6 protein-coding genes are annotated in these 6,981 nt (G+C 58.1%); 4 read left to right on the top strand and 2 right to left on the bottom strand.

The window, feature by feature from the left end; translation table 11 throughout:
• Positions 1-130: 130 nt before the first annotated feature.
• Positions 131-1,351, bottom strand: coding sequence for a CaiB/BaiF CoA transferase family protein (locus JWR98_RS21690; RefSeq protein WP_078735412.1), 1,221 nt, complete (start codon positions 1,349-1,351; stop codon positions 131-133).
• 12 nt (positions 1,352-1,363) lie between these two features.
• Positions 1,364-2,545 (bottom strand): acyl-CoA dehydrogenase, encoded by a 1,182-nt coding sequence (locus JWR98_RS21685; protein ID WP_078735411.1) that lies wholly within the window; start codon positions 2,543-2,545, stop codon positions 1,364-1,366.
• A gap of 156 nt (positions 2,546-2,701) precedes the next feature.
• On the opposite strand from JWR98_RS21685, the gene JWR98_RS21680 reads away from it, so the two are divergent.
• The 4 genes from JWR98_RS21680 to JWR98_RS21665 all read left to right on the top strand — a co-directional run bounded on the left by JWR98_RS21680 (position 2,702) and on the right by JWR98_RS21665 (position 6,947).
• Positions 2,702-3,601 (top strand): LysR family transcriptional regulator, encoded by a 900-nt coding sequence (locus tag JWR98_RS21680; RefSeq protein WP_205491160.1) that lies wholly within the window; start codon positions 2,702-2,704, stop codon positions 3,599-3,601.
• A gap of 452 nt (positions 3,602-4,053) precedes the next feature.
• Positions 4,054-5,175 carry a Re/Si-specific NAD(P)(+) transhydrogenase subunit alpha gene (locus JWR98_RS21675; RefSeq protein ID WP_078735409.1) on the top strand — a complete coding sequence of 374 codons (1,122 nt, stop codon included), beginning with the start codon at positions 4,054-4,056 and terminating at the stop codon, positions 5,173-5,175.
• 15 nt (positions 5,176-5,190) lie between these two features.
• Positions 5,191-5,514 carry an NAD(P) transhydrogenase subunit alpha part 2 gene (locus JWR98_RS21670; protein ID WP_003170836.1) on the top strand — a complete coding sequence of 108 codons (324 nt, stop codon included), beginning with the start codon at positions 5,191-5,193 and terminating at the stop codon, positions 5,512-5,514.
• Positions 5,511-6,947: an NAD(P)(+) transhydrogenase (Re/Si-specific) subunit beta gene (locus tag JWR98_RS21665; RefSeq protein WP_078735408.1), complete on the top strand. Its 1,437-nt coding sequence runs from the start codon at positions 5,511-5,513 to the stop codon at positions 6,945-6,947. Before JWR98_RS21670 ends, JWR98_RS21665 begins: the two co-directional genes overlap by 4 nt.
• Positions 6,948-6,981: the final 34 nt, after the last annotated feature.

Genomic DNA, 6,981 nt, shown 5'->3' with positions numbered 1-6,981 from the left:
TCGACTGCGCCGGAAGTGGGCGAATTATAGGCCTCCAGAATCTGCCGTCAACTATTAATTTTGATTTTCTATCAAAGACCTGGACTTGATTAAAAAACCACCAACATACTTCTATATATTGAAGAAGCCCTCAGATGACTCCAGCCTCCCTCAGCACGGCCACATTTGCTGGCGCCAGACCCAACACACCCTGCAGCACCTGCGCGGTGTGCTCTCCCAATAAAGGAGGCGCACTCCGATACTCCACGGGCGTCTTGGATAACCGAATCGGACTGGCGACCTGCGGCACCATCCCCGCCAGCGCATGAGGCAACTGCATCGCTAGCCCACGCGCCCTGACCTGAGGATCGGCAAATACCTGCGCCAGGTCATTGATCGGCCCACAAGGCACTCCCACCCGCTCCAGCGCCGACACCCACTCAGCCGTCGTCTTGAAGACAGTCGCCTGGCGAATCAGCGGAATCAGCTGCGCCCGATTAGCCACCCGTGCCTTATTGGTAGAGAACTGCGGATCATCCGCCCATTGCGGTTGCCCAGCCACTTCAGCGAACTTGCGAAACTGCCCGTCATTACCCACCGTCAGGATGAAATCTCCATCAGCCGTAGGGAAATCCTGGTAAGGCACAATGTTTGGATGGGCATTGCCTAACCGCTTCGGCGCCACCCCCGTCGTCAGGTAGTTCATCGCCTGATTGGCCAGGCACGCCACCTGCACATCCAGCAGCGCCATATCGATATGCTGCCCACCGCCGTCATGATCCCTATGCGCCAGCGCAGCAAGCATCGCAACCGTCGAGTAGAGCCCGGTGAGGATGTCAGTCAACGCCACCCCCACCTTCACCGGACCGGCCCCCTCATCACCTTCCGGCCGACCGGTCAGACTCATCAGCCCGCCCAAGCCCTGGATCATGAAGTCATAGCCCGCACGCGCTGCATAAGGTCCTGTCTGACCAAAGCCAGTGATCGAGCAATAGATCAACTCCGGATTGATCTCCTTTAGCGACTCATAGTCGAGCCCATAAGCCGCTAGGCCACCGACCTTGAAGTTCTCGATCAGAATGTCGGATTTGGCCGCCAGATCTCGCACCAGCTTCTGGCCCTCAGGTCGCGTGAAGTCGATAGTCACCGACTCTTTATTACGATTGGCAGACAGGTAATACGCCGCCTCACTGGTGTTTTCACCATAGGCATCCTTAAGGAAGGGAGGCCCCCAGGCACGTGTGTCATCACCATTACCCGGCCGCTCGACCTTAATGACCTCAGCCCCAAGGTCCGCAAGGATCTGCCCTGCCCAAGGGCCCGCCAACACTCGCGATAAATCCAGCACCCGCAGATGCGAAAGCGCGCCCATACCGTGCTCCTATTAATAGAACGCCTGAAGACCGGTTTGCGCACGCCCCAGGATCAGGGCATGTACGTCGTGAGTACCTTCATAGGTATTAACCACCTCCAGGTTCACCAGATGGCGCGCGACTCCGAATTCGTCGGAAATGCCGTTGCCCCCCAACATGTCCCGCGCCATACGCGCGATATCCAGGGACTTGCCGCACGAGTTGCGCTTCATGATCGAAGTAATCTCTACCGCAGCCGTACCTTCATCCTTCATGCGGCCCAGCCGCAGGCAGCCTTGCAGGGCCAGGGAAATCTCAGTCTGCATATCAGCCAGCTTCTTCTGGATCAACTGAGTCGCAGCCAAGGGTCTGCCGAACTGATGACGGTCCAAGGTGTACTGGCGAGCGGTATGCCAGCAGAACTCAGCGGCGCCCAACGCGCCCCAGGAGATGCCATAGCGCGCCGAGTTCAGGCAGGTGAAAGGCCCCTTTAACCCCCGCACATCCGGGAAAATGTTCTCTTCGGGTACGAACACGTTATCCATCACGATCTCACCGGTGATGGAGGCGCGCAGACCGACCTTGCCATGAATCGCCGGCGCACTCAGGCCTTTCCAACCTTTCTCAAGGACGAAGCCGCGGATATCACCCGCGTCATCCTTGCCCCACACTACAAACACATCCGCAATCGGGCTGTTGGTTATCCACATCTTCGCGCCGGTCAGGCTGTAACCGCCCTCCACTTTGCGCGCACGCGTGATCATTGCGCCCGGATCAGAGCCATGGTTGGGCTCGGTCAGACCAAAACAACCGATCCATTCGCCAGAAGCCAATTTCGGCAGGTACTTCTGTTTCTGCGCTTCGGTACCGAACTCATTGATAGGCACCATCACCAATGACGACTGCACACTCATCATCGAACGGTAACCGGAGTCGACGCGCTCGACCTCCCGCGCAATCAACCCATAGCTGACGTAGTTCAAGCCACTGCCACCGTACTGCTCCGGGATCATCGCCCCCAGCAAACCGGTTTCTCCCATCTCGCGGAAGATCGCAGGGTCGGTCTTTTCATGACGGAAGGCCTCGAGGACACGCGGCGCCAGCTTGTCTTGAGCGAATTGCTCAGCGCTGTCGCGCACCATGCGCTCTTCTTCGGTGAGCTGTTGATCCAGCAGCAGCGGATCGATCCAGTTGAAGCTTGCCTTGCCAGCCATGAATAAGTCCTCGCACAGAAATCAGAAGTCGTGGAAGGAGCCTAGGCCGAGGGAGCGACTAGAGCAAACGAGGATTGCGCATAAGGTTGTGCTAATTTCTCACTTCGAAACCCGATAAAGCGCCACATATGCGATTCATAAGTGAGGACAAGGTACATGCGCAGAAAAATTCCCAGCACCACCGCCCTTGTCAGTTTTGAAGCAGCAGCCCGCCACGAGAGCTTTACCAAGGCGGCACAGGAGCTTTCCATCACCCAAGGCGCCATCTGCCGCCAGATCGCCAGTCTTGAGGAGTTTTTGAGTGTCGAGCTGTTTCGGCGCTCACGTCGCGGAGTAAAACTGACAGAAGCAGGGCTGTCCTATAGCCGCAGAGTCGCCGCACAGTTGGATGCCGTGGAGCGCGATACGCTGTCAGTGATGGGACAGCAAGGCGCGAATACCATTGAGCTGGCTGTAGTTCCCACGTTTGGTACGCAATGGTTGATTCCCCGCCTTAAAGACTTCCAACGCCAGCACCCGGAAGTGACGGTCAACCTCACCAACCGTACCCGGCCCTTTCTGTTTGCCGATACCGAGTTTGACGCAGCGATCTATTTTGGCGATGCCGAGTGGTCGGGCACCGAATCGCACCGATTGATGGGAGAAAACCCTGTCCCCGTGTGCAGCCCGCGAATCCTGGGCAAACGCGCGCGCCTCACCCCTCACGAAATCGCCGAACTTCCATTGCTGCAACAAACCACCCGCCCTTACGCCTGGCGACAGTGGTTCAACGCCCAACAGTTGAATATCCCACGCGACATGACAGGCCCGCGTTACGAACTATTCTCGATGTTGTCCCAAGCCGCCATGCATGACATGGGCATTGCGCTGATTCCGCCGTTCCTTATCCAGCGAGAGCTCGAAGAGCGACAGCTGGTGGTTGCAAGCCCTAAGGCACTGACCAGCCTGAAGGCTTATTACTTGATGATTCCTGACCGAAAAGTCGAATCAGCCTCGCTGCACGCATTCAAGGACTGGCTGGTCGATCAATCGAAGCGCTTCAACTCCAGCATTTAGTGATCAATAGTGATTTGCTGACTTTGTAGTCAATAAATAAAATTCCCTACAGATATAAATATATGTCGCATTTAAACAGACTGTACTTGTCGTTGATAAATATGGCCCAACGCTATGATTTTCAGGGCTTGTAGCGACTATCACAGGCCAATGCACGACTATTCACAGCGGCGATGTAAAAACCACCTTGAATTCCATAGACCTCTTTAATTACCTGTATTTAAAGAGATTATTCCAGGGCATTGCGACAATCAGTCACAGGGTGACTTGTAGTTAATTTTTCGTCACCCGTCATAATCCCTTGAAGGCCGTAAAGTTCGCCTGCAAAATGCCGCGCCCCGCTGTCATTTCAGCGGGATCGTGCTGATCGGCCGCCCCAGTTGTGCCACTCGCGGTGCACTGGCCTTTTTACAAAAAGATCAAAAGCAAAAAGATCATGCAGGAGATTTGACGTGCACATTGGTGTTCCTCTCGAAACCCAGACCGGTGAAACGCGGGTGGCTGCCACCCCGGAAACCATCAAGAAGCTGATCGGCCAGGGCCATAAGGTCACTGTACAAAGCGGCGCAGGCATCAAGGCCAGCGTTGTCGACAGTGCCTATGAAACGGCAGGCGCAACGATTGGCAGTGCCGACGATGCATTTGGCGCCGAGCTGATTCTCAAGGTGGTTGCTCCCAGCGACAGCGAATTGGCGCTGATCAAAAGCGGCACCGTGTTGGTGGGCATGCTCAATCCGTTCAGCAACGAAACCATCGCCAAGCTGGCCGAGCGCGGTATCACTGCCTTCGCTCTCGAAGCCGCACCACGCACCTCTCGGGCCCAGAGCCTCGACGTGCTGTCCTCGCAAGCCAATATTGCCGGCTATAAAGCGGTGTTGTTGGCGGCACATCACTACCCGCGTTTCATGCCGATGCTGATGACTGCCGCCGGTACGGTCAAAGCCGCCCGCGTGTTGATCCTCGGTGCAGGAGTCGCAGGCTTGCAGGCCATCGCCACGGCGAAACGCCTGGGTGCGGTGATCGAAGCGTCTGACGTACGTCCGGCAGTAAAAGAGCAAATCGAATCCCTCGGCGCCAAGTTCGTCGACGTACCTTACGAAACCGATGAAGAGCGCGAATGCGCCGTCGGCGTCGGCGGTTACGCACGACCGATGCCGACCAGCTGGATGCAGCGCCAGGCCCTGGCCGTCCACGAACGCGCCAAGCAAGCCGACATCGTCATCACTACCGCCCTGATTCCAGGTCGCAAGGCGCCGACCCTGCTCAGCGCCAAAACCGTCGCCCAGATGAAACCCGGCTCGGTGGTCATCGACCTCGCGGCAGCACAGGGTGGCAACTGCCCGCTGACCGTTGCCGACCAGGTGGTTGTGGAAAACGGCGTGATCATCTGCGGCCCGACCAACCTCGCCGGCGCTGTCGCCGCCGACGCGTCGGCCTTGTACGCGCGCAACCTGCTGGACTTCCTGAAGCTGGTCTTCACCAAGGAAGGGCAGTTTGAAATCAACCTCGAAGACGACATCGTCGCCGCGTGCCTGATGTGCCGCGACGGCCAAGTCATCCGCAAAAACGCCTAAGCAGGGATTCAGACGATGGAAGAGCTTATCTCCCCCGGTATCTACAACCTGATCATCTTCGTGCTGGCGATTTATGTCGGTTACCACGTGGTCTGGAACGTTACGCCTGCGTTGCACACGCCGTTGATGGCAGTCACCAACGCGATCTCGGCGATCGTCATCGTCGGCGCGATGCTCGCCGCCGCACTGACCGTCACGCCGCTGGGCAAAACCATGGGCACGCTGGCCGTAGCGCTCGCAGCGGTCAACGTCTTCGGTGGCTTCCTGGTCACCCGCCGCATGCTTGAGATGTTCAAGAAGAAAGCCCCGAAAGTAAAAGAAGAGGCGCCATCGTCATGAGCATGAATCTCGTAACGACGCTCTACCTGATCGCGTCGATCTGCTTTATCCAGGCCCTCAAAGGCCTGTCGCACCCAACCACGTCGCGACGCGGCAACTTGTTCGGCATGCTCGGCATGGCGCTGGCGGTACTCACTACCGTGGGCCTCATCTATAAGCTCGGTGCCGAGCTTGCGACTGCCGGCATTGGCTACGTGATTGTCGGCCTGCTGGTCGGCGGCACCGCCGGTTCGATCATGGCCAAGCGCGTCGAAATGACCAAAATGCCGGAACTCGTGGCATTCATGCACAGCATGATTGGTCTGGCTGCGGTGTTTATCGCGATTGCCGCCGTGGTTGAGCCGCAATCCCTGGGTATCGTCAAACACTTGGGCGATGCGATTCCTGCGGGCAACCGCCTGGAGTTGTTCCTCGGTGCCGCCATCGGTGCAATCACCTTCTCCGGCTCGGTGATCGCCTTCGGCAAGCTGTCGGGCAAGTACAAGTTCCGTCTGTTTCAGGGCGCACCGGTACAGTTCGGCGGCCAGCACAAGCTGAACCTGGTGTTGGGTCTCGCTACGCTGGGCCTGGGCCTGGCATTCATGCTCACCGGCAACCTCACCGCGTTCGCGCTGATGCTGGCCCTGGCGTTCGTGCTCGGTGTGCTGATCATCATCCCGATCGGCGGCGCCGACATGCCGGTGGTGGTGTCGATGCTTAACAGCTACTCCGGCTGGGCAGCGGCAGGCATCGGTTTCTCGCTGAACAACTCGATGCTGATCATCGCCGGCTCCCTGGTGGGCTCCAGCGGCGCGATCCTGTCGTACATCATGTGCAAGGCGATGAACCGTTCCTTCTTTAATGTGCTGCTCGGCGGTTTCGGCAATGCGCCGGATGCCGGAGCCGCCGCAGGCGCCAAAGAGGCGCGCCCGGTCAAGTCCGGCTCGGCCGACGACGCAACCTTCCTGCTGACCAACGCCGACACCGTGATCATCGTCCCGGGCTACGGCTTGGCGGTAGCGCGGGCGCAACACGCGCTGAAGGAACTGACCGAGAAACTGACCCACCACGGCGTCACCGTGAAGTACGCGATCCACCCGGTGGCAGGCCGTATGCCCGGGCACATGAACGTGCTGCTGGCCGAGGCCGAAGTCCCTTACGACCAAGTGTTCGAAATGGAAGACATCAACTCCGAGTTCGGCCAGGCCGACGTGGTGCTGGTGCTGGGCGCGAATGACGTGGTCAACCCGGCCGCGAAGAACGATCCGAACTCACCGATCGCCGGCATGCCGATCCTGGAAGCGTTCAAAGCCAAGACCATCATCGTCAACAAGCGCTCGATGGCCAGCGGTTATGCCGGGCTGGATAACGAACTGTTTTACCTGGACAAGACCATGATGGTTTTCGGTGACGCCAAGAAGGTCATTGAAGACATGGTCAAAGCCGTCGACTAACACTGCTTCAGCGCAATACTCCAAACCCCGGCCT

It is taken from the genome of Pseudomonas lactucae (genome assembly GCF_016937615.1).
Taxonomy (GTDB): domain Bacteria; phylum Pseudomonadota; class Gammaproteobacteria; order Pseudomonadales; family Pseudomonadaceae; genus Aquipseudomonas; species Aquipseudomonas lactucae.
Note: the sequence above shows the minus strand (reverse complement) of the source record. Positions and strands in the feature narration are given on the sequence as shown.